This is a genomic window from Actinacidiphila sp. bgisy167 (genome assembly GCF_057707665.1).
This window is the reverse complement of sequence record NZ_JBYIQP010000015.1, coordinates 30701-51593: the sequence shown is the minus strand read 5'-3', so window position 1 is coordinate 51593 and position 20893 is coordinate 30701. Positions and strand designations below refer to the sequence as shown.

Genomic DNA, 20893 nt, shown 5'->3' with positions numbered 1-20893 from the left:
AATGCCCCGCAAACGACATTATTTGCGGAGCGATGCATGCTTACACACCCATGGGTGACTACCCGGATGCCGGACCTCCTCCACCGCGCGCCCCCGCTCGTGCTCCCATGCGCCCGCCATGAGCCGCGAGGCCGGGGCGTCACCGCCCGTAACCCGCGCTGGGCAGCGCAGTTGTGAAGGTCGTGAAAGACGTGAAAGACGTGCGCGGCCCTGTGGAACACACCGTCCCGGCCCCGCGGCGGAGCGCCGGCCAACTCCTCGACGCCGCCGTCCGGTACGCGGAGGAGCGGCACTGGGACGTACTGCCCGGTGCCTGGCTCGTCGAGGACGCCGCCCCCTTGGGCGGGGGTCCCCGCGCCGCGCGCTGCTCCTGCGGCGACGCCGGCTGCCCGGCGCCCGGGGCGCACCCGACAGGCCCGGACTGGGCGGGTGAAGCGAGCGGGAGCGGTCCCGCGGTCCGCAGGATGTGGCTGCGGCACCCGCACGCGTCGGTCCTGCTCCCCACCGGGCGCACCTTCGACGCGATCGACGTCCCGGAGGACGCCGGCTGCCTGGCGCTGGCCCGTATGGAGCGTATGGAACTGCCGCTCGGCCCGGTCCTCGGGACGCCGTCCCGCCGCATGATCTTCTTCGTGCTGCCCGGGGCCGCCGCCAAGGCGCCGGGCCTGCTCCGCCGGCTCGGCTGGGCGCCCTCCTCGCTCGACCTGGTGGTCCGAGGGGACGGCGACTGGGTCCCGGCGCCGCCCACGCGGCTCGGCACCGGGGGCGTCGTCCAGTGGGTGCGCCAGCCCACGGACCTCAACCGGTGGCTGCCGGACACCGACGAGTTGATCTCCCCCCTCGCCTATGCATGTGGGCGCAACCGCTAGCCAGGCGGTACCCCCTTCGGCATAGGGTGGCCGGATGCCGCACACATCTGCCGCTCCCGCCGTGCGCGTTCAGGGACTGTCGAAACGCTTCGGGGGGCAGGTCGCCGTCGACGGGATCGATCTCACACTGCCCGCGGGGCACTTCGTGGGACTGGTGGGGCCGAACGGGGCGGGCAAGACCACGACCCTGTCGATGGTGACCGGGCTGCTGCGGCCCGACCACGGCCTCATCGAGGTCGGCGGCGCCGATGTCTGGCGGGATCCGGTCGCCGTGAAGGCCCGCATCGGCGTGCTGCCGGAGGGTCTGCGGCTGTTCGAACGGCTCACCGGCCGCGAACTGCTCGCCTACACCGGCCGGCTGCGGGGCATGCCGGGCGCGGAGACCGACCGCCGCGCCGCCCAGTTGCTCGACGTCCTCGACCTGGCCGGCGCCGCCGGCAAGCTCGTCGTCGACTACTCGACGGGCATGCGCAAGAAGATCGGCCTGGCCGCCGCGCTGCTGCACAACCCCGAGGTGCTCTTCCTGGACGAGCCCTTCGAGGGGGTCGACCCCGTCTCCGCCCAGGGGATCCGCGGGGTGCTGGAGCGCTACACCTCGTCCGGGGCGACGGTCGTCTTCTCCTCGCACGTCATGGAACTGGTGGAGAGCCTGTGCGACTGGGTGGCGGTGATGGCCGCCGGGCGGATCGTGGCCCAGGGACCGCTCGCCGAGGTGCGCGGGCAGGAAGCGACGCTGCAGGACGCCTTCCTGACGCTGGTGGGCGCCCGTGACCGCGGACCGGGTCAGGAACTGGACTGGCTCGGCGGGACCGAGGCGAGGGCGGCGCGGGGCGCCGGAGGCGCGGGCGCTGCGGACGCCGCAGACGGCGCGAAGGGCGCAGATGGCGCGAAGGGCGCGAAGGGCGCGGAGGGTGCGGACGGACCGGCCGCGGCGGGCCGGTCGTGACCGGCACCTTCGTACGGCTCAAGCTGTCGCTGCTCCGCAACGGGTTGCGCCAGTCCACCGGCCGCCGGGTCGGCTGGATCATCGGCACCGTGGTGGCGCTGCTGTACGCGCTGGGTATGGCCGTGGGGCTCGTCGCCCTGCGCGGGAACGCGTACGCGCCGTCCGCGGCCATCGGGGTCGGGGTGGTGTTCGGGGTCGGCTGGGCCGTGATGCCGCTGTTCGTGTTCGGCGGTGACGACACCCTCGACCCGACCCGGCTGGCCATGCTGCCGCTGCGGCCCGCGCCGCTGATCAGGGCGCTGCTGGTGTCCTCGCTGGTCGGCGTCGGGCCGCTGCTGACGCTCCTGGTGACGGCCGGCGCGGCGGTGTCCGTGGTGGCGGGCGCCGCCTCGGTGGTGGCCGCGGTGCTCGCGGTGCCGCTCGCCGTGCTGCTGTGCGTCGCCCTGGCCCGGGCCGTCGCCGCGGCCAACACCCGGCTGCTGACCAGCCGTAGGGGGCGCGACCTGGCCGTGCTCAGCGGCGTGCTGATCGCGGTGGGCGGTCAGTCGATCAGCCTGGCCGTCAACGCGCTCGCCTCCGGGCACGGTCTGGAGCGGTTCGGCGCCTTCACCGCCGTGCTGCGCTGGGTGCCGCCGGCGTCGGCGCTCGACGCGGTGCGCTCGGTGGCGGAGGGCTCGTACGGGCTCGCGGCGGCCGAACTCGCGTGGAGCGCCGCCGTGCTGGGCCTGGTGCTCGTCTGGTGGCACACCAGTCTGGACCGGCTCATGACCCGGCCGGACGCCTCCACGCTGCAGGCGGCCCCGTCGAGCGTCCGCGCGTCCCGGTTCCGGTTCCTCCCGGGGGGACGCACCGGCACCGTCATGGAGCGCCAGTTCCGCTACGCGTGGCGCGATCCGCGGACCAAGGCCGCCTGGGCCACCGCGCTGGCGGTGGGACTGCTGCTGCCGCTGGCCTCGGCGATCCAGAACGGCAGCGTCTACACCGCCTTCTGGGCGGCCGGGCTGCTCGGGCTGCAGATGTACAACCAGTTCGGCATGGACGGTTCCGCCTTCTGGACCGTCGCGGCGACCATCTCCTCCCGCGCGGACGCGTACGCGGAACTGCGCGGGCGCGCTCTGGCGATCGCGGTGGTCGGCGTCCCGTACGTCGCGGTCGTCACCCTCGGCTCGGCCCTCCTGCTGGGGCGGGCCGAGGCGGCGGCCGAGACGCTCGGGCTCTCTTTCGCCCTGCTGGGGGCGCTGGTCGCCACCGGCGCGTGGGCGAGCGTGCGCTTCCCCTACTCCATGCCGCACGAGAGCCGCTTCGGCAGCGCCGCCGCGCCGGGCCAGACCGGCCTGGCCTGGATCGGCGCCGTCGGGGGCGCGCTGACGGGCGCGACGCTCACGCTTCCCCTGCTGGGCCTGCTGATCTGGCTGCACGTCACGGGCCGGCACGGCGCGCTGTGGCTGCTCCTGCCGCTGGGCTGCCTCTACGGCGCCGCGGTCGCGGTGCTGGGGGTCCGCACGGCGGCGCCCCGCCTGCTGGGCCGCCTGCCGGAGGTGCTCACGGCCGTGAGCAAGTAAGAGGTCGCGCGGATAGGCGGGGTGGAGAAAGGAGCGGGTCGAGGGCCGAGTCCGGCAAGGCGGAGAAGGGAGACGCAGCGGAGCTGCGGCGACCGACGACAACGCCGCCGGGCGAGAGCCATCGGCCCGCGACGCCGGCCCGCCTATCCGCGCGACCTCGGGGCCGCGAGGATGGGCGGGTCCGGCGCGGCCCCTCGCCGCGCCGGGCGCCCCGGTGGCCCCGACCGGGTGCTTCGCGTCCGGCCGATCCGCTGCAGACGCCGGCCCCCCGATCCCGGTCTCCAGACCGGTTCAGCCCGACCTGCGGCCGCCATGGCCCAGGTCCGGACGCCCCTTCAGCGGGTCGTCGGTGGTCGGTGCGGAGTGCGGTTGCGGGGGTGTCCAGGGAGTTCGTCACAAAACGATCTTGGGCGCCCTCGTGCTCATGCCCGCCCCCACCCCTTGGAATTGATCATCTAGAGGCGTGACAACGATGCCGTGGCGTGCAGGACGTCCTGGATCGCCGCGCTGTCGCCCTCGCGCCCCGCGGCGATGCGGTCGGGGGAGACATGGCCGGCGGCCAGCTGGCAGAAGTCGAGCTGGTCGACGGCGATCTCGGCGACGACCGTCTCGGGGGTGCCGATCGCGCCGGGCGAGTCCAGGCAGATGTACCAATGGCCGCCGCCGGCCCCCTCGACGTGGAGGTCGAGGGTGCGACCGGGGGTCCCGGCCGGGACGAGACGGGTGGGGGACTCGGCCAGCCCCGCCTGGCGCAGGGCGGCCAGGGCGGTGGGCAGCATCCGGGCCGTGAGGTCGATCATGCGGTTGAGGTGCGGCGCCGCCGGCGGCCCGTACTCGGGGTAGTCCAGGGCCTGTGCGATGTCCTCGGCGTGGATCCAGCACTCGAAGGCTCGGTCGATCAGGGCGTCCCGCATCGGCACGACGGCGTCGGAGAAGTCCACGGGCATCCCGCCCGTCCCGGAGCCGGCGAGGGACAGGGTCCGGACGACGTCCCGCGTCTGGGTGCGCCACTTGTTGCGGACGAAGGGGTGCGTGTGGCGGCGGCAGCGCCGGCCGGCGAGTTCGGTGCGTTCCAGGCGGGTGTGCGGCGCCCCGGGACCCAGCGGGTCGTCGAGGCCGAGGGCGGTGGCCACGATGCCGTCCACGGAGCCGAGATGCGCGAGGACGCCGCAGAGCGTGAGCTCACGCGCCCCGCCGGCCCAGACGAGCCGGACGGGCATGTCCCACTCCGGCTCGCCGAGGTCGGCGAGGAGCGCGTCGAGGCGGGCGGTCTCCGCGTCGTACGGCGCGGCCCACTCGGGGACGGGTATGCGGGCGGGACGGCGGCCCAGGCATCCCTCCAGTACGCGGGCGCGCAGCAGCGGGTCGAGGTCGAGGGAGGACTCCTCCTGGTGCAGCAGGCCCACCGCGCGCCGCAGTCGATCCGCCTCGTCGGCGCAGGGCGCGCAGTCGGCGAGGTGGGCCTCGACGGCGCCGGCCTCCTCGCGGGAGCAGGCCGACAGCGCCCACGCGCCCAGCAGGGAGCGCAGCACACGGTGGTCGTATGGCCGGGCCTCGGGCCGCACGGGCTCGAGCGCGGGTTTCCGCACCGGCTCGAGCACCGCCTTCTGCCCCTCCTGCGCTTCCTCCTCCGACGTGTGCTCCGGCTCCCGCGCCTGGTGCGCCCGTGCCGACTCGGCCGCCTCCACCGCGGTGCGCGCGGGCGCGTCCGGCGGCGCGGGCGAGGGGGCGATCCGCGGCAGCGGGCCGTCCTCGGCGGCGACGCGAGGCATGGGCACCCTGGGCAGATTCGTCCCAGGCGGGTGCTCGCCGTTGCCGGCAGGTCCGTTCACAGGGACCTGCCCAGGGGCGAGGGGTCCTGCACGGCGGTGGACAGCAACTGGAGCCCGAGGCGCAGGCGGCGGCGCGCCTCGTCCTCGGTGACGCCGAGGTCGGCGGCCGCCTCGCGGTAGTCCATGCGGCGGCGGTAGGCGAGGTCGAGGGCCTGGCGCAGGGGGGCGGGCATGGAGGTCACGATGTAGTCGGCGCGGGCGGCCTCCGAGGCCTCGCGGATCCGCGCCTCGACCTGCTCCGGGCTGCCCGTCCCGCGGTTCTCGGCCTGGCGCAGCCGGTGGACGGCCTGCCGCTGGGCGAGGCCGGCGATCCAGGAGCGCAGCGAACCCCGCTTGGGGTTGTAGGCGTCCGGGTTCTCCCAGACATAGCCGAAGACCTCACGGGTGATCTGGGCGGCGGCCTCCTCGTCGTCCATGACGCGGTGGGCGAGGCCGTGCACGAGGGTGGCGTAGCGGTCGTAGAGCTCCCCGAGGGCGGCCTCCTCGCCGCGCGCGAGCCGCTGCTGCATGGTGCGGTCCCAGCGGGGTGGTGCGGATGCTGCCATCGCGTCTCCCCCTCGTCGCGGTCTTGTGGCGCCGCCTTACTACGGTCGTACTGCCTCGGATCGAATGTATCCGCCGATGGCTGCCACGGAGGACGCCTTGCGGCAACCTTCTGCCACAACTGATCGGTTCTGGTAATGCGTTACCCGGGTGTGACCGGAACATTGCGGGGAAGCGGCGCGGGCGGGGCATAGGGTCTGTACGACCGCTGCCGGGAGAAGGGCCAGACAGTGGCATTGCAGGTGTCGCGGGACGAACGGGACGAATGGCTGATCCTGACGGTCTCGGGAGAGATGGATCTCGTGACGGCGCCGGTGGTGCGCCAGCATGTGCACGACGCGGTGGCCGACGGGCGGCACAGCGTGGTGCTCGACCTGGCCGGGGTCCACTTCTGCGATTCCAGCGGTGTGGGTGTGCTGATCGCCGCCCGGCGGCTGATGCGGTCCTGTGCCGGGCAGCTGCGGCTGATCCTTCCGCGCAACAGTCCCTCCGACGGTGTGGCCCACGTCAACCGGGTGCTGGCCGCGCTCGGCGTGCGGCGGCTCTTCGAGGTCTTCCCCGATCTGGCGGCCGCCACCGACGACGCGGCGCGGCCGATGTCGGCCTGAGGCGCTGCCCGGGCCCCTGCCACTCCCGGGGGCGGGCGGACCCGGCAAGTGTGCTGTGAGCACTCTCACATGGGGTGTCTGCTTCGTCCATATCGGGCCGCTGGGAGCCGGATTGCGGAGTACCAGGGGAAATCTGCGGGAGACGCATCTTTCGCGGGTCTTCCGTTCGAGTTACCTTCGTCCGCAGAACACGCGTTCATGATTCTGTCGGCGGGTGGGGGCGTTCGCACGGAGGTCTCCACTGCCCATGCTCGATCTCTCGGGCGCATGGGACCACTTCTCGTGGTCCCTGCGTGAAGTGCACTGGTACGGAGTGGCCGTCGGCTCCCTCCTCGCCGTCAAGCTGCTGCTGTCCGTCCGGCGGCGGCGCCGTGCGGAACGCGTCTTCGACACGCCGGCGTCCCGGCTCCGCATCCACGGCGTGATCACGGTCTACAACGAGGCCCCCGCGATGCTGCGCGGCTGCCTGGAGTCGGTCCTCGCGCAGACACTGCTGCCGCACTCCCTCACCGTGGTCGACGACTGCTCCAAGGACCAGTCGGCGCGGGCCCTGACCGAGGAGTTGCGCCCGCGCTTCCAGCGCGCGGGAGTACGCCTCGACTTCGTCCGGTTCCCCGACAACCGCGGCAAGCGCCACGGCCTCGCCGCGGGCTTCGGGCAGGAGCCGCTTGCGGACGTCTACCTCTGCATCGACTCCGACACGCTGCTCGACCGGCACGCCGTCGCCGAACTGGCCCGGCCCTTCGCCAAGCGCCGGGTCCAGTGCGTCACCGGGCTGGTGCTCGCCCACAACCGCGGCGCCAACCTCCTCACGCGTCTGATCGACATGCGGTACGTCAACGCCTTCCTCGGCGAACGGGTCGCCTACTCGCGCCTGGGCTCGGTGCTCTGCGCCTGCGGCTCGCTGGCCATGTACCGCGGGTGGGTCGTCCGCAAGCACCTCGACGACTTCCTCGGCCAGCGCTTCCTGGGCCGCCCCGCGACCTTCGGCGACGACCGGCGCCTGACGTACTACTGCCTCACCGAGGGGCTCTCCCTGATCCAGCCCTCGGCCGTCGGCTACACCGACGTCCCCGAGCGCATCGGCCACTACGTGCGCCAGCAGATCCGCTGGGGCAAGTCGTTCATCCGCGAGGGCGTGCTGCTGCTCGCCACCTTCCGGTTGCGCCGCGTGCACTGGTGGCTCAACCTCGTCGAACTGGTCACCTGGGTCGCCTTCACCGCGGGTCTGCTCGCCGCGCTCGTCGCCGTCCTGACGCACCCGCGGGGCTGGACGCTGCTGGCCGGCTACCTCGCCTACATGTGCGTCATGGCCTGGGTGCGCTCCGTCCACTACCTGCGCGGCGCCGCGCAGGTGCGGATCGCCGACCGGGTGCTGACCTTCCTCGCCGCCCCGCTGTACGCCCTGCTCAACCTCGGCCTGCTGCTGCCGCTGCGGCTGTGGTCCCTGGCGACGCTGCGGCGCACCAACTGGGGGACCCGGGCCCGGGTCGAAGTCGGCGGCGCCCGTGACGACATCGCCTTCCAGCCCGTGCCGCAGCCGACCCCGCGACCCGCCCCGCTGCCCCTTCTGCCGCGCCAGCGCCGGGAGTCCGCCGGGGACGTGGGGGACCGGCAGGAGCGGTGGAACCCATGGGACGCGTCCATGCCCGCCGGGACCGCCGGACCGCTGCCGGAGAACGCCCCGTAACCGCGTCCGCTGCGCCGTACCCCCATCCCGCCGCGGTGGATCCACCGCGGTCCGACGCGCCCCGGAGACCGCACGGCGTGCCCCCGGCACCGCCCCTCCACCGCACCAGGAGCTCCCGTGGGTTCTGCCCGCCCCTCCCTCCGACCCTCCGTCCGGCCCGGGCCCCCCGTCCCCCGAGGACGCGGCGACCGGCGCCGCGCCGTCCGCAGGGCGGCCGGGTACCTGCTGCTGGCGGCCGCCGTCGGCGCGGGTGTCACGGCACTGGTCCCCGCCTGGCGCGGGACGCACTCGCCGCCCCCGGAGATCACCGTCCGCTACAAGGCGGGCACGCCGGTGTCCGCGGCCACCGCCCGGCCGTGGCTGGAGGTCGTCAACACCTCCGGCCACCGGATACGGCTGTCCGACGTGGCGATCCGGTACTACTACACGCAGGACGGCGGCGGCGCCCCGTACGCCTTCAACTGCGTGCAGGCCTCGGTCGGGTGTTCCGACGTCGACGGGCGGACCGTGGCCATGGACCGTACGACGCCGACCGCCGACCACTACCTCGAGGTCACCTTCAGTAAGGCCGCCGGCACGCTCGCGCCCGGCGCGAAAAGCGGCGCCGTCGGGGTCCAGCTGTACCGTCCGGGCGGCACGGTGGACCAGCGCGACGACCGCTCCTTCAGCGCAGGCCGCGACACCTTCCAGGCGTCGCGGCTGGTGACCGGCTACCTGGACGGCAGGCAGGTCTGGGGCGACGAGCCAGGCGGTGGCGCCGCGCCCGCCCCCACGGGGGCGGCCTCCGCCTCCGCTACCGCCTCTGCCTCTGCCTCGGCCGCGGGCACGGCACGGCCGGCACCGGGGGCCGCCTCCGCCGCGGGCACGGCACGGCCCGCACCGCCGTCCGGGATCTTCTTCGACGACTTCCGCTACAGCGGCCCCCGCGACCCGGCGCTGCGCGCCCACGGCTGGCTCGTCCGCACCAGCGGGGGCGGTCCCGGCATCCCCGGCACGTGGTCGGCGGGAGGCGTCAGCTTCCCCGCGGACAAGGACGCCCTGGGCGGCCAGGTCCTGCGGCTGCGCGCCGCCACGGACGGGACGCGGCGCGGCACCACCCAGGCCGAGGTGCACACCACCGGCCTGAAGTTCCTGACCGGGACCTTCGCCGCCCGGATCCACTTCGCGGACGAACCGGCGGCCGGCCGCAACGGCGACCACGTCAACGAGACCTTCTTCATGATCTCGCCCCGCCGCGGCGCCGAGTACAGCGAACTCGACAACGAGTACCAGCCCAACGGCGGTTGGGGAGCGCCGGGCCCGCGGCTCGACACGACGACGTGGCACAGCGCCAGGGAGGGGGACCGGGTGACCAGGCCCACGATGTCCAGCCTCGAGGGGTGGCACACGCTCGTCACCACGGCCGCGCACGGCGTGGTGACCTACAGCCTCGACGGGCACGAACTGTTCCGCACCTCGGGCACGTACTACCCGACCCGGGACATGTCGGCGAACTTCAACGCCTGGTTCGTCGACCTGCCGTTCTCCGGGAAGCGCACCTGGGACATGAAGGTCGACTGGTTCTACCACGACGCCGGCAAGGCCCAGTCGCTGGCGGAGGTGGAGAAGGCGGTCCACGGCCTCGCCGCGGGCGGCACGGGCTATGCGGACACGCTCCGCGAGCACTGAGCCGGCAGGGTGCGCCGGCCCACCGGGTCAGCGGCCTACCGGGTCAGCGGTCGGCCGGTGCACCGGTCGGCCGGTGCACCGGTCGGCTGGTCAGAGAAGGCAGCGGCCGGTCGGGAGCCGGCGGTCGGTCAGAAGTCGGCCGGTGCAGGGCCCAGTGTCGTGGTGCCGATCGCCGCCCGGTGGCCCAGGCCCGTCCGGTAGGCGTCCAACGCGGCCTCCACCCGCCCGGAACGGCGCAGCAGGTCGCCCAGCAGCCGGCAGATGTCCGCGAGGTCCCCGGCGGCTCCCGCGCGTTCCAGCAGCGCAAGTGCGGACACGAAGTGCTCCTCCGCGGCCTCGGGGTCGCCGCGTTCCTCCGCGAGCAGCCCGAGCAGCCGGTGCGCGCCGCCGGCGTGGACGGCGCCGCGCCACGGGCCCAGCTCGTCCAGCAGGCGGATCAGCAGGTCCTCGGCCTCGACGGATTTACCGCGCCGCCGCAGCACGTCCGCCAGCTCCACCTCGACCTGCACCGTGAACAGCACGGACCGTCCGGCGGACAGCATGTCGCGGGCGGTACGCAACTCCCGCTCGGCCTGTTCCAGATCCCCGTCCTGGGAGTGGACATAGCCGCGCATCCAGTGGCAGTGGGCCAGCTCCGTGGGCAGGTCCAGGCGCTGGTAGAGCTCCTGCGCCTTCGCCAGCGAGGCCTCGGCCTCGTCCGTGCGCCCCGCGACGATCAGCGTGCGGGCGATGCTGCGGTGCATCTGGGCGACCAGGGCCGGATCACCTGCCGCGGGAGCGAGGTTGAGCGCCTGCTCGGCGGCGTGGGCGGCGCGGGCGTAGGCGCCCAGGTCGGTGTACGGGCCGATGGCCGCGATGTACAGCAGCAGCAGCGCGTCGGGGTCGGGCCGGGAGCCGTCCGGCTGGATCCGCCGCTCGAGCCGGTTGATGCCCTCCTCGAGCAGGTGGGAGGCGTAGCGCACCTCACCGGCCAGCAGATGGGAGACGGCCCGGCCGCGCAGCGCCGCGGCGCGCCGGGCGTCGGGGGCCGCGGGGTCGGCGACCATCAGCCGCTCGGCGGTCTCGAAGTGGAGGCGTGCCTGCGCGAGTTCACCCGCGTCGAGGGCGGCGTCGCCGAGCCGCAGCAACTCGAGCGGATCCTGCGGGCCGTCCTGGGGGCCGCTTTCCGGACCTGCGCCGGGACCTTCCTCCAGGCCGTCCTGCGCCCGGTCCTGGCCGTCCTGTGTGCCCACCGTGACCCATCCCCTCTGGAGCTCCTGCGGAGGAGGTTACGCGGGTTTGCGTCACACGTGCCTCACGCTTCTGCAAAGCGCTGCTCGAGCGCCGTCCGAGCGCCGTCCGAGCGCACTTCGACCAGGTCGCGCAGACCGCGTACGGGTCCGTTCCCGGGCGGTCGGCGCGGCCGCCATCCGGCTGGCGATTCAGGCTCTTTGCGGCAAGTGCCGGTTGTGACGTCTTCGCCATGGATAAGGAGTGTCCGGCAGCTGATATCAGGTTGTGCCCGAGGTGTGACTCGTCACACCCTGGATCCGAGCCCGCCTCGGGTACGCTCCATCGGGTGCGTGTGGTGGTGAAACGCGACGGATGCGGCAGTAGCGGTGCCTCGGTGCGCGGTGGGCTGCCTGGGCAGGGCTGTGCGTTTTCGACCCGTAATGAGCACCGCACAGTATGCAGCACTCGTACCCCCTTGCGCTGGAATATGCCCGAAGCGCTTGTTGTGGTGTCGGCGGGTCAATCATGCTGGGTGGCGAAGAGGTCACGGAAGGTGACCCTGGTGAGGCGCGAGGCGATGTGTCCGCCGGTTCGGATGGTGTGAGCGGTGCAGGTGCTCCAGGTTCAGCTTGAGGTCGGCCCCGATCCCGCGGAGGTGGGCCGGGCCCGCAGGTGGGCCCGCTCGCGTCTCGCGGGCTCCGGCATAGGAGACGACGAACCGGTCGCCGAGACGCTGATCCTGCTCATCTCCGAACTCGTCACCAATGCGGTGGTGCACACCGGCTGTCCCGCTGTGCTGCGGATGCTCTTCCGCTCCTCCGGCGCCCCGCAGAGCGGTCGGCAGGAGACCGTCCGCGTCGAGGTGGCCGACGCCAGCGACGCCCCGCCGCGCCCGCGGCACGCCGACGACGACGAGACCGGCGGCCGCGGACTGGAACTCGTGGACGGCCTCGCGGACCGCTGGGGCTGGCAGCGCGAGGGCGCCGGCAAGCAGATCTGGTGCGAGATCGACCGCAGCGTGCGTCCGGCGGTCGTCCCGGCGCAGTCCGTGGGCGGGTTGATCCGCCGCCCCGCCTTCTGACCGAGTGTGACGGGCGCCGCCACCTCCCCTGCGACGCGCCTTGTGGGCAGAGCGCGCGCCGGCGCCGCGAGGCGCCGCCTCAGAAACCCTCCGTCGCCCGGAAAGTACGCCGATAGGCGCTGGGCGAGACGCCGAGGACGGCCTGCAGATGCTGCCGCATGGAGGCCGCCGTGCCGAACCCGGCTCGCCGGGCGACCTGGTCGACCGGCAGATCGCTGGACTCCAGCAGGTGCCGGGCCCGCTCGACGCGCTGCTGCGTGAGCCACTGCCCGGGACTGGTGCCCACCTCCTTCCGGAAACGGCGGGTGAAGGTGCGCACGCTCATCGCCTCGCGCTCGGCGAGCTCGCGCAGCGTCAGCGGCTGGTCGAGCCGTTCCAGGGCCCAGGAGCGTGCCGCGGCCGTGCCGGCCCGCGAGGGTTCCGGGACGGGCCGCTGGATGTACTGCGCCTGTCCGCCCTCCCGGTGCGGCGGCACGACCGTACGGCGCGCACTGGCGTTGGCCACGGCGCTGCCGTGGTCGCGGCGCACGAGGTGCAGGCACAGGTCGACGCCCGAGCCGACGCCCGCCGAGGTGAGGACGGCGCCGTTGTCGACGTACAGCACGTCCGGGTCGACCCGCACCTGGGGGAAGAGCCGTTGGAAGTGGTCCGTGCTCGACCAGTGCGTGGTGGCGCGCAGACCGTCCAGGTAGCCGGCCGCGGCGAGGAAGTAGGAGCCGGTGCAGATGGACACGAGCCGGGCCCCGGGGCGGATGCGTGCGAAGGCGGCCGCCACCTCCTCGGGCAGGCGGCCCTCCGTGTGAGCGACGGAACGCTCGTGGGCGGCGGGGACGATGACGGTGTCGGCCGTCGCCAGCACCTCGGGTCCGTGGGCGACGTGGAGGTCGAAGTCGGCGTCGGCGCGCACCGGCCCGGGGCCGTAGGGGGAGCATGTCACGACCTCGTACAGGTCGGCCTCCGCGCGGTCCCTCGCGCCGCCGAAGATGCGGTGCGGGATGCCCACTTCGAAGGGGATCACCCCGTGCTGGACGAGGACGGCGACCCGGTGGCGCACCGGTGCGCCGGGAGCGACGTTCCGTGAAGAAGCCTCCAGGGACGGGGTCATGGCCCGATCCTTGCACAACCTGGCCATCCGGCCACTCGTTCCGCCGGAAACCGTGCCCGATGCTGATCCGGTGACCCAGCCCCCCGAACTTCCCGCGCAGACCCTGGCCGACGGGGTCCCCGACGCATCCCGGCAGTTCCGCGACCTCCGAAAGCCCGGCCGGCCCCGCACCCCCGGCGAGCCCCGCATGTCCAACCCGCGCACGTCCCGCAACCCGCGCACGTTCCGCAACCCACGCCTCCACCGCGCGTGGTGGGTGGCCGCCGCCGCCTTCGTCACGCTGATCGGCGCCGCTGGCTTCGCCTCCCTGCCCGGGCTGCTGATCGAGCCGCTGAACGGCGAGTTCGGCTGGTCGCGGGGCATGATCGGGCTCGCGGTGTCGGTGAACCTCGCCCTGTACGGGGTGACGGCGCCGTTCGCCGCGGCGCTGATGGACCGCTTCGGCATCCGCCGAGTCGTGGCGGCCGCGCTCCTCACCATCGCGACGGGAGCCGGTCTGACCGTCTTCATGACCGCGAGCTGGCACCTCGTGCTCCTGTGGGGCGTGCTCGTCGGACTCGGCAGCGGCTCCATGGCGCTGGCCTTCGCGACGACCGTCACCAACCGCTGGTTCGAGCATCGGCGCGGCCTGGTCACGGGCATCCTGACCGCGGCCGGTGCGGCGGGGCAGCTGATCTTCCTCCCCCTGCTCTCCGTCATCGTCGAGCAGGTGGGCTGGCGCGCCGCGGCGCTCACCGTCGCGGGAGCCGCGGTCGCCGTCGCGCCCCTGGTCTACCTGCTGCTGCGGGACCACCCGGCCGACGTGGGCCTGGCCCCCTACGGCGCCACGGAGTTCGTGCCGAAGCCGCCGCCGGTGACGGGGGCGGCGACGCGTGCGGTCAGGGCCCTGTCCGACGCCGCCCGGGGCGGCCCGTTCTGGCTGCTGGCGGGGACCTTCGCCATCTGCGGCGCCTCGACGAACGGGCTGGTCAAGACCCACTTCGTGCCCGCGGCGCACGATCACGGGATGGCGGTGACGGCCGCCGCCTCCCTGCTCGCCGTGATCGGCGTCTTCGACATCGCGGGCACCGTCGCGTCCGGCTGGTTCACCGACCGCTTCAGCCCGCGGCGCCTGCTGGCCGCCTACTACGGGCTGCGCGGGCTGTCGCTGATGTTCCTGCCGGTGCTCCTCGGCGACTCCGTGCACCCGCCCATGGTGCTGTTCATCGTTTTCTACGGCTTGGACTGGGTGGCCACCGTCCCGCCCACCATCGCCCTGTGCCGCGAGTTCTACGGCGCCGACAGCGCCATCGTCTTCGGCTGGGTGCTCGCCTCCCACCAGGTGGGCGCCGCCCTGGTCGCCTTCCTCGGCGGCGCGGCACGCGACGCCTTCGGCTCCTACGACGCGGTCTGGTACTCCGCCGGGGCGCTGTGCGCGCTCGCGGCGCTCATGTCACTGGTGATCCGGCGTCGGGCGACCCCGGAGTCCGGGGGGCTGCCCCTCGCGGCGTAGGGCGGGCGGCTCGCGGCACCGGTGTGACGATGCGTCAGAAGTCCCCGTGGCCGGTGCCACTGCGACTGAGGCCCGCCGCGCGCACCGGGCGCCCGCGCCGCTCCGCCTCCTGGCGTCGGAGACCGCGTCGGCCGCCCTGCTCTCGGTGCCCGTGGTGTGGCTCGGTGGTTCGTACCCGCTCGCGTGGCTGTGCGTCGCGGGCGCCGGTGCGGCGCCCGTCCTGGTCACCGCCTGCTCCGCGGGGCGCCCGGACCCGGAGGGAAGGACCGGGTGGGCGCCGCAGCGGCAGGTCGCGTTCCGGATCTCCGTCGTGACGATCGCGGCGTCGGGCGTCGTCTTCGCGGGCGCCCTCCTGGCCCACGGGACCGGGCTGATGGGGGAGTACCCGTCCGCCGCCCGGGTTCGCGGCTCCGCGGGGTGAGCCCTCGCCCCGCCCTGGGGGGCGCCGGGCTAGCGCCGCGCCGCCACCGCCTTGGCGATGCGGCGTGCGTCCATGGCCATCTCGCGGAACATCCCGCTGATCGGGTTGGTGAAGCCGGTGAAGTACAGGCCAGTGGCGTTCTCGGGGGTGCGGCGGCCGTGCGTCAGGGGCCTGCCCCGCTCGTCGAGGACGCCGAGGTGGCCGACGAGCGGTTCCAGGCCGCGCCGGTAGCCGGTGGCCGCGATCACCGCGTCCGGAGTGATCCGCGTGCCGTCGGCGAGCAGCACCTCGTGTCCGGCGAGGCCCTCGACGGCGGCCACGGGCTCGACCTTCCCCGAACGGACGGCGGCGACGATGCCCACGTCCTGGACGGGGATGGAGCCCTCCCGCACCCGCGAGTAGAGCCCGCCCACCGGCCGGGGCAGCCCGTACGCGGACAGGTCCGGCACGAAGACGCGCTCCACGGAGGGCGCGATGGCGTCGACGAGCCTCGTCGGGAGGCGGCGCACCATGATCCCGGTGCGCTGCGCGGGCCACCCGGCGGTGGAGCGGCGCATGATGTGCGGGGGCGTGCGCACCGCCAGCCGGACGCGGGCCGCGCCGGACTCGGCGAGGTCCACGGCGATCTCGGCGCCCGTGTTGCCCACGCCGACGACCAGGACGTCCCGGCCCTCGTACGGGCGGCCGTTGCGGTAGCGGGAGGCGTGCAGCAACTCCCCGGCGAAGGTGTCGCGGCCCGGCCAGTCCGGCAGGTGCGGCGTGTGGTTGTAGCCGGTGGCGACGACGACGCTGCGGGCGGTCAGGAGGCGTCCGCCGGTGGCCGGGAGCACCCACCCCGCCGCCGGGTCGGCCGCGGGCTCGATCCGTTCGACCGCTATGCCGGTGGCGATGTCGAGGTCGTGGAACTCGGCGTACTGCTCGAGGTAGCGCACGACGTCGTCGCGGGCCACCCAGCGCCCGTACGCCCGGGGGATGCCCAGACCGGGGAGTGCGGACAGGCGTCTGGTCGTGTGCAGGCGCAGCCGGTCGTAGTGGCCGCGCCAGGAGGCGCCCACCGCACCCGAGCGCTCGACGACCAGGGTGCGCACGCCCCGGTGCCGCAGCGACGCCGCGACGGCGAGACCGCCGGGGCCGGCTCCGACGACGATGGCGTCGGGCGCGGCCGTGCTCGGTACGCGGTCGGAGGTGGACGCGGAGGTGCCGGCGGATGGCGTGGTGTCGGTCAAGGCTGCTCCCGGGCCTGCGGGGTGAGGGTCACTACCGGAAGGTAGCGCGCCTTCGGCCCGGTGCTCCGTGAAAGTCTGTCCATATCCATGCAATTGACTGCACATCAGATGCTGGAGGTTCTCCGGAGGTCCGGAGGTGGCCGTGCGGCAGGGGAGGCGTGGGGCAGGCCGGCGGTGGGCGGCTCGCCGCGAAGGGGCGCCGTCGCCGCCCGCATGGCCAACCGTGCCGCTTCGCGGGGATGGTGCGCCGCCGTCGTGGACTCGTGCCGTGTGCGCGGCGGCCCGCGCAAGGAGCGGTGGCGCGAGAGGCCCCCGAAAAGGACGACGCGGGCGCCCGGGCCGGCAACCTCCCCCGAGGACCGGTAGGCGCCCGCGTCGTCGCAGGCATGCAGGACTTCTTCTTACAGGTAGAGCAACAATGCCGCCGAGGGCGGGCATCAGAGCCCCGGCGTCACCGCGCCAGCTTCTTGCCCGTCACACCGAGGTGCACCAGAAGCGCGAGGTTCGGCTTCAGCTCGGCCTGCTTGACGCCCAGGCTCTGGAAGCCCTTCTGGTGCGCGGCGACCGCGGCGAGCATGGTCACGAGGGATCCGGCAACGGCCGCGGGGCTGACATCCTTGTCGACGCGGCCTTTGCCCTGGAGCTCCTTGATCGAGTCGGAGAGGGAGTTGGTGAGGGGGTTGAGGACCTTCATGCGGATCTTGTAGAACCGCTTGTCCCCTTCTGCGGCGCCCAGGTCCACGACGCGCAGGATGGCGTCGTGCTTGCGCCAGAAGGAGAGGAAGCCCTCGACCAGTTCCTCCGCCGTCGTGGCGCCGGCCTTGCCGGCCCAGGAGCGGCCGGCGGCGAGGTCCGTCAGCGCGGCCCCCTCCTTGGCCATCTCCTCGGCGAGCTCGAGGACGGCGCCCTCGACGTCGGGGAAGTACTGATAGAACGTTGCGGGGGAGGTACCCGCCATCCGGGCGACGTCTATCACCTTGACGTCCCGGTACGGCGACGTGCTGAGCATGTCGCCGAGACAGTCGAGCAGCTTCTGCCGCGTCGCCTGTCCCCGGCGGCCTGCCACACGGCCGTCGACGGTGCGAACTTGTCCTGTCATGCCGTCAGTTTACGGGTCGGTGATCAGCGCGCGATTTGACGCCTGCAAATGGGGAAGGTCATGTGTTCGAATTTTCCCCGGGCGCTGAGGGTGATCCGCCGATAACGTGTCAAGTCAGACACTCCGTCGATCCCTGTGAATCCCCATGTGAATCAGGATCGTCTGTCGCATCATCGGACGAATCGAGGACGAGATGGCCGCACACCCCGACGGCGCCCCCTGCTGGGCCGACGCCATGCTCAACGACCTGGAGGCCGGCAAGCGCTTCTACGGCGGACTGCTCGGCTGGACCTTCGGGGAGGGGGAGGAGCGGTACGGGCAGTACACCCAGGCGTACGGCCCGGACGGGAAGAACGTCGCGGCCCTCGCCCCCAAACCGGACGGCCGGATGCCGACGGTGTGGAACGTCTACCTCGCCTCCTCCGACATCCGCGCCACCGCGGGGAGGATCCGTGACAGCGGCGGTCAACTCATCATGGAACCCGTGGCCGTTGGCGACTGCGGCACGATGCTCATGGCGGCCGACCCGGGCGGCGCGGTGTTCGGGGTGTGGCAACCCGGCACGCACCGGGGCTTCGAGGTCACCGGCGTCCCGGGCTCCTATGTCTGGACCGAGGTCTACACGCGCGAGACCGAGCGCACCGACCCCTTCTACGAGGAGGTCTTCGGCCTGGGCAGCGGGCGTATCGAGGACGATGCCGTCGACTTCCGGATCTTCGTGCCCCGGGACGCGGAGGTCGGACCCGGCAACGCCGTGTTCGGCCGCTTCCGGATGGGAGAGGGGTTCCCCGACGAACTGCCGGCGCACTTCATGGTCTACTTCGCCGTCGCCGACGCCGATCGTGCCGCCGAGACGGTCGCGCGGCTCGGGGGGCGGGTCACCATGGGTCCGATCGATTCGCCTTTCGGGCGTTTTCTCCTGGCGAGCGACGACCAGGGCGCCCATTTCGCCCTGATCGACCCCGGCACCACGGTCGGTGAGAAGCCGTCCTGAACGCACGCCATCCGCAACCGAAGCGAAGGTCATCGCGTGTCGACACCGCCCCGGGTTCGCAACCGATACTCATCCCAGGAAGAATCAGGGAGGACCCCGGGACGGGGGAACCCACGGGGAGGTGGCAGGGCAGTGGTGCAGCAGCTGACGCAGCACGATCCGAGACGGATCGGGCCTTTCGAGGTGCTGGGCAGGCTGGGTGCCGGCGGTATGGGCCTGGTCTATCTCGCGCGCTCGGCGTCCGGTCGGCGCGTGGCGATCAAGACGGTGCGGGCGGAGCTCGCCGAGGACCAGCTGTTCCGTGTGCGCTTCGCCCGTGAGGTGGAGGCGGCCCGCGCGGTCAGCGGCTTCTACACGGCGGCGGTCGTCGACGCCGACCCCAGGGCCGCCGTGCCCTGGCTCGCGACGGCCTTCGTGCCGGCGCCCTCGCTCGAGGAGATCGTCAACGAGTCCGGTCCGCTGCCGGTGCAGGCCGTGCGGTGGCTCGCGGCCGGTGTCGCGGAGGCACTGCAGTCGATCCACGGGGCGGGACTCGTCCACCGGGACATGAAGCCCTCCAACGTGCTCGTCGTGGAGGACGGCCCGCGCGTGATCGACTTCGGCATCGCGAGCGGGGTGTCCAACACCCGGCTGACGATGACCAACGTCGCGGTCGGCACGCCTGCCTACATGTCGCCCGAACAGGCCAAGGACTCACGCAGCGTCACGGGCGCGAGCGATGTCTTCTCGCTCGGCTCGACGCTGGTCTTCGCCGCGACCGGGCACGCGCCCTACCACGGGGCGAACCCGGTGGAGACGGTCTTCATGCTGCTCCGGGAGGGCCCGGACCTGTCGGGTCTGCCCGACGAACTGCGGCCCCTCATCGAGGCGTGCATGCGGATGGAGGCCGACCGCCGGCCGAGCCCGGCGGATCTGCAGGCCCAGCTCGCGCCGCACCTGTTCTCCTCCGCCGGCGACGACACCGGTACGGCCTCCGCGTGGCTGCCGCCCGCGGCGGTGAGCCTGATAGAGGACCGGCGCAGCGGCGGCCGCCCTGGCGCCGGGCCGGGCGCCCCCGCCGGCGGCGCGGGCGCCGCGGCGCCTCAGGTGCCCCCGATGCCGGCGCGGCCCCCCGCGCCTCCCCCTCCGTCCGCCGCCGAGAGCCCGGGCGGACCGGTGCGGCTCGCCGGCTCCGCGCCGATAGGGCCCGGCATGCGGCGCGCCGAGCGCAAGAACCAGGCCGCGGCCGCTGCCGGGGGCGGACTCGGCTGGGCCGGCCGCGGCGGCGCGGCCGGAGCGCCCCCGGCGGCGGTGCCCGGCCAGGGCAACGCCCACGGGGTGCGGCAGGGGGGGCCGCAGCCCCCCGCCGTCCCGCCGGGCGAGTGGCGGCCGTGGCGGTTCCGCATGTCCAACGACGTGTGGGGCACCCCGGTCGTGTCCTCGGGCCGGCTCTATGTGACCTCCTTCGAAGTGCACGCGCTGGACGTGGCCACCGGGCGGCGGCAGTTCAAGACCCGCGACGTGGCGTGGACGATGGCGGTCTCGGGCGGCCGGATCCACGGCTCCGACGGGCCGAGCCTGTACGCGCTGGACGCCGGGGACGGCTCCGAGCACTGGCGCACCGGAGTGGACGGCTGGATCTACTCGCTGCGGGCGGACGCCGGCACGGTGGTCACCGGCACCCGCGGCGGCGGCGTTCAGGTCTGGGACGCCGCGACCGGGCGGCTGCGCTGGGAACGCGGCGGTGCTCAGACTGACTTCGAGACGCCCGAGTCGGGCCCGAGCGTGGTGGACGGCGTCGTCTACTTCCACGGCGGCGGCCGCCTGCAGGCCATGGACGCCACGAGCGGCGGGGAGCAGTGGTCGTACCCGACCGGGGAGGGCGGCGCCATGCCGACCCGACCGGTCGTCGCCGACGGCGCGGTGTACGTGACGGTGGGGAACCGTGTGCTCGCCCTGGACGCCCGCAGCGGCGCCGAGCGGTGGCGTTTCGACGCTCCCGCGGTGATGTTCGCGCCCCCCGCCCATGTGCCCGGGCCGGGCGCCACGGGTGGCGGCGTCTATGTCGCGGACTATCTGGGCACCGTGTACGCCCTGGACCCGGCGGACGGCCGCGATCGCTGGCGGGTCGCCACCGAGCAGCGGCAGAGCGTGGAGCCCGTGCTCGTCGCGGGCGGTTCGGTGATGCTCGGCGCGGGCGGCGCGCTGTACACGCTCGACGCGGTCTCCGGCACCCCGAAGTGGCGCTTCGCCGCCCAGGGCGAAATCGTCGGCTCCCCCGTGGTGGCCGACGGGCGGGTGCACTTCGGCTCCAAGGACCACTGCCTCTACACGGTCGACGCGGGCGGCGGCCAGTTGCGCTGGAAGCTGGAGACCGGCGGGGAGATCACCGGTTCCCCGGTGGTCGCCGACGGCGTGGTGTACGCGAGCAGCAAGGACCGCTGCGTGTACGCGCTCAACGCCGTGAAGGGCACCGAGGCGGCCACCCGGCGCGCGTGACGGCCCGGTTGACGGAGGCTGACGGCCGTCGCGCCACACACGGAAGGGGCAGACGACGGCCGCCGTC

The 20893-nt window shown here is 73.7% G+C and carries 17 protein-coding genes; 11 read left to right on the top strand and 6 right to left on the bottom strand.

The window, feature by feature from the left end; translation table 11 throughout:
* The first annotated feature begins 191 nt into the window (after positions 1-191).
* Genes AC3ET4_RS08635 through AC3ET4_RS08625 form a run of 3 tightly spaced genes read left to right on the top strand, consistent with a single transcriptional unit; the run spans position 192 to position 3377 of the window.
* Complete coding sequence (locus AC3ET4_RS08635) at positions 192-869, top strand: bifunctional DNA primase/polymerase (protein ID WP_488175919.1); 678 nt, start codon at positions 192-194, stop codon at positions 867-869.
* Between the two features lie 34 nt (positions 870-903).
* Entirely contained in the window at positions 904-1815 is a 912-nt protein-coding gene (locus AC3ET4_RS08630) for an ABC transporter ATP-binding protein (RefSeq protein ID WP_431947670.1), read from the top strand.
* On the top strand, positions 1812-3377 hold the full coding sequence (locus AC3ET4_RS08625; RefSeq protein WP_431947668.1) for a transporter: 1566 nt from the start codon (positions 1812-1814) through the stop codon (positions 3375-3377). The genes AC3ET4_RS08630 and AC3ET4_RS08625 overlap by 4 nt, the downstream gene beginning before the upstream one ends.
* Before the next feature lie 455 nt (positions 3378-3832).
* Here the strand turns inward: AC3ET4_RS08625 and AC3ET4_RS08620 are convergent, their stop codons facing one another.
* Positions 3833-5149, bottom strand: a complete 1317-nt coding sequence (locus AC3ET4_RS08620; RefSeq protein ID WP_431947666.1) for a maleylpyruvate isomerase N-terminal domain-containing protein — start codon at positions 5147-5149, stop codon at positions 3833-3835.
* Positions 5150-5205: 56 nt separating this feature from the next.
* A complete protein-coding gene (locus tag AC3ET4_RS08615) occupies positions 5206-5754 on the bottom strand; it encodes a sigma-70 family RNA polymerase sigma factor (RefSeq protein WP_431947664.1) in 549 nt (182 codons plus the stop codon).
* A gap of 228 nt (positions 5755-5982) precedes the next feature.
* Between AC3ET4_RS08615 and AC3ET4_RS08610 the strand changes: the two genes are divergently transcribed.
* From AC3ET4_RS08610 to AC3ET4_RS08600, 3 genes are all read left to right on the top strand, one after another.
* A complete protein-coding gene (locus AC3ET4_RS08610; protein ID WP_431947662.1) occupies positions 5983-6360 on the top strand; it encodes an STAS domain-containing protein in 378 nt (125 codons plus the stop codon).
* A gap of 247 nt (positions 6361-6607) precedes the next feature.
* On the top strand, positions 6608-8050 hold the full coding sequence (locus tag AC3ET4_RS08605; RefSeq protein ID WP_431947660.1) for a glycosyltransferase: 1443 nt from the start codon (positions 6608-6610) through the stop codon (positions 8048-8050).
* Between the two features lie 117 nt (positions 8051-8167).
* Positions 8168-9718, top strand: a complete 1551-nt coding sequence (locus tag AC3ET4_RS08600) for a cellulose binding domain-containing protein (protein WP_431947658.1) — start codon at positions 8168-8170, stop codon at positions 9716-9718.
* A 128-nt stretch (positions 9719-9846) separates the two neighbouring features.
* Here the strand turns inward: AC3ET4_RS08600 and AC3ET4_RS08595 are convergent, their stop codons facing one another.
* On the bottom strand, positions 9847-10950 hold the full coding sequence (locus AC3ET4_RS08595) for a tetratricopeptide repeat protein (protein ID WP_431947656.1): 1104 nt from the start codon (positions 10948-10950) through the stop codon (positions 9847-9849).
* Between the two features lie 587 nt (positions 10951-11537).
* Here AC3ET4_RS08595 and AC3ET4_RS08590 point away from each other — a divergent pair.
* Positions 11538-12011, top strand: a complete 474-nt coding sequence (locus tag AC3ET4_RS08590) for an ATP-binding protein (protein WP_431947654.1) — start codon at positions 11538-11540, stop codon at positions 12009-12011.
* A 79-nt stretch (positions 12012-12090) separates the two neighbouring features.
* Here AC3ET4_RS08590 and AC3ET4_RS08585 read toward each other — a convergent pair whose 3' ends face one another.
* A complete protein-coding gene (locus tag AC3ET4_RS08585; protein WP_431947652.1) occupies positions 12091-13116 on the bottom strand; it encodes a GlxA family transcriptional regulator in 1026 nt (341 codons plus the stop codon).
* Positions 13117-13303: 187 nt separating this feature from the next.
* Between AC3ET4_RS08585 and AC3ET4_RS08580 the strand changes: the two genes are divergently transcribed.
* Together AC3ET4_RS08580 and AC3ET4_RS08575 are read left to right on the top strand one after the other, a co-directional pair.
* Positions 13304-14608 (top strand): MFS transporter, encoded by a 1305-nt coding sequence (locus tag AC3ET4_RS08580; RefSeq protein ID WP_431947741.1) that lies wholly within the window; start codon positions 13304-13306, stop codon positions 14606-14608.
* 46 nt (positions 14609-14654) lie between these two features.
* Positions 14655-15029, top strand: a complete 375-nt coding sequence (locus tag AC3ET4_RS08575) for a hypothetical protein (protein ID WP_431947650.1) — start codon at positions 14655-14657, stop codon at positions 15027-15029.
* A gap of 29 nt (positions 15030-15058) precedes the next feature.
* On the opposite strand, the gene AC3ET4_RS08570 is transcribed toward AC3ET4_RS08575, so the two are convergent.
* Both AC3ET4_RS08570 and AC3ET4_RS08565 read right to left on the bottom strand, forming a co-directional pair.
* Entirely contained in the window at positions 15059-16255 is a 1197-nt protein-coding gene (locus AC3ET4_RS08570) for a flavin-containing monooxygenase (RefSeq protein ID WP_431947648.1), read from the bottom strand.
* A gap of 451 nt (positions 16256-16706) precedes the next feature.
* Positions 16707-17354 carry a TetR/AcrR family transcriptional regulator gene (locus AC3ET4_RS08565; RefSeq protein WP_431947646.1) on the bottom strand — a complete coding sequence of 216 codons (648 nt, stop codon included), beginning with the start codon at positions 17352-17354 and terminating at the stop codon, positions 16707-16709.
* A gap of 193 nt (positions 17355-17547) precedes the next feature.
* Between AC3ET4_RS08565 and AC3ET4_RS08560 the strand changes: the two genes are divergently transcribed.
* Positions 17548-18348: a VOC family protein gene (locus AC3ET4_RS08560; protein WP_431947644.1), complete on the top strand. Its 801-nt coding sequence runs from the start codon at positions 17548-17550 to the stop codon at positions 18346-18348.
* Positions 18349-18480: 132 nt separating this feature from the next.
* On the top strand, positions 18481-20826 hold the full coding sequence (locus tag AC3ET4_RS08555; RefSeq protein ID WP_431947642.1) for an outer membrane protein assembly factor BamB family protein: 2346 nt from the start codon (positions 18481-18483) through the stop codon (positions 20824-20826).
* Positions 20827-20893: the final 67 nt, after the last annotated feature.